The sequence below is a fragment of the Allobosea sp. 05T422_2 genome, assembly GCF_056396265.1.
The window spans coordinates 1-1,966 of sequence record NZ_JBFTLD010000488.1; the positions used below are offsets into that span (position 1 = coordinate 1).

The 1,966-nt window shown below is 65.8% G+C and carries 2 protein-coding genes; both read left to right on the top strand.

What is annotated here, in order from left to right; translation table 11 throughout:
* Window positions 1–765: ABC transporter permease (locus AC1DJT_RS36460; RefSeq protein ID WP_476836031.1), on the top strand; the 765-nt coding region annotated here is incomplete at its 5' end.
* Window positions 766–775: 10 nt separating this feature from the next.
* Window positions 776–1,879 (top strand): ABC transporter ATP-binding protein, encoded by a 1,104-nt coding sequence (locus tag AC1DJT_RS36465; protein ID WP_476836032.1) that lies wholly within the window; start codon window positions 776–778, stop codon window positions 1,877–1,879.
* Window positions 1,880–1,966: the final 87 nt, after the last annotated feature.

Genomic DNA, 1,966 nt, shown 5'->3' on the forward strand with positions numbered 1-1,966 from the left:
GTGCTCGCCTTCCTGGTGACGCCGCTTCTGGTCACCTGCCTGCTCGCCTTCGACGCCCGCAGCTTTCTTGGCCCGTTGCCGCCGCCGGCGCTGTCCATGCGCTGGTTCGAGAAGCTGGTTTCGCTCGACTACGTCACCACCGGCCTGGCGACCAGCCTCAAGATCGCCGTCCTCACGACAGCGGTCGATGTGCTGGTCGGCACGGCCGCCGCGGTCGCGCTCGATCGCAGTAATTTTCACGGTCGCTCGCTGCTGATGGCCGCGTTCCTTTCGCCACTCATCGTGCCGGCGGTGGTGATCGGCTTTGCCTTGCTGCTGTTTCTGTCGCGCATCGGCATCGTCGACGGCTTCACCCGACTGCTCTGCGGCCACATCGTGATCACCCTGCCMTATGTCGTGCGCACCGTGCTCGCCAGCCTGACCGGTCGGGACAGGCGCCTGACAGAAGCGGCGCTGGTCCTTGGCGCGACGGAACGCCAGGCCTTCTGGAACATCACCCTGCCCCTGATCCGGAGCGGTATGATCACAGGCGCAGTCTTCGCCTTCGCCGTATCGTTGGACGACGTTGCAGTCAGCATGTTCCTGACGGACCCGTCGACCTACACCTTGCCGGTCGCCCTCGTCAGCAACATGCGCGCGTCCTTCGATCTCACGATCGCAGCCGCTGCCGTTCTCCTGATGGCGATCAGCGCCGTCCTCATCATCGTTCTGGAGCGCTTCGTCGGTTTCGACCGCCTGTTGGGCCAGGGGCTGTTTCGTTCATAGGGGTCAAACCGTGAGCAACGCCGTCGAATTTCACAGAGTCAGCCGTCGCTTCGGTGCCGTTACGGCCGTCGATGACGTTTCCTTCTCGATCGCCGCCGGCGAAACCGTTGCCCTGCTCGGGCCGAGYGGTTGCGGCAAGACCAGCATCCTGCGGGTCATTGCCGGCTTCGAACGGCCCGACCACGGCACGGTCAGCATCGGGGGGCGCGACGTCACTGCGCTCAAGCCCTATGAGCGCAATGTCGGGCTGCTGTTTCAGCATTATGCCCTGTTCCCGCACATGACCGTTGCGGAGAACATTGCCTACGGACTGCGCCACCGCGGCACTGACAGGCGCGAGATTCCCGATCGTGTCGAGGCGATGCTGGCGCTCGTGAGGTTGCAGGGTTTCGGCAGCCGCCGGCCGCATCAGCTCAGCGGAGGCCAGCAGCAGCGCGTCGCCCTCGCCCGCGCCCTGGCCACGCGGCCAGGCCTCATCCTGCTCGACGAACCGCTTTCGGCGCTCGACGCCAAGCTGCGGCAGGACCTGCGCGCCGAACTCAAGCAGGTCCTGGCCGCCGTCAATTCGACGGCGATGGTCGTCACCCACGACCAGGAAGAGGCGATGAGCCTGGGTGAACGCGTCTTCCTGATGCAGGCGGGCCGCATCGTCCAGGTCGGCGCCCCGTCAGACGTCTATGRTCGCCCCGGCTCGCGCTTCGCCGCCGATTTTATGGGGCGCACCAACTGGATCGAAGCCCAGGTGACGCGGCGCGAAACCGGCCTCGCCCGGGCCCTGAGCCGATCGGGCCTGTCGCTCACCGTGCCGGACTGCCCATCGGACGCAATCGACATCTGTGTCCGCCCCGAGAACATCATCCTGTCCACCGCCGCCGACGCTGATCCGGCTGGAATGGCCAACAGTGCGAAGGGTCGGATCCTCAATGTCGCCCTGCTCGGCTCTACCCGCCAGATCCTGGTCGAGACGGCCGGCGGCGAGCAGATTCTCGTGATGCAAGCCAACCGTGTCGGCGACGGTCTCGGCCCAGGTCAGGCCGTGACGATCGGCTTTCCGGTCGATGCCTGCATCACCATGCCGTCCGGCAACGCGACCGGGCTTGCCGCCGCACTCTAGCGTTCTCAGGGAAGGATGAACGATATGACCACGACCTCCTCGATCAAGACATCGCTGCTGGCACTCAGCCTGCTGGCGGGCATCGGC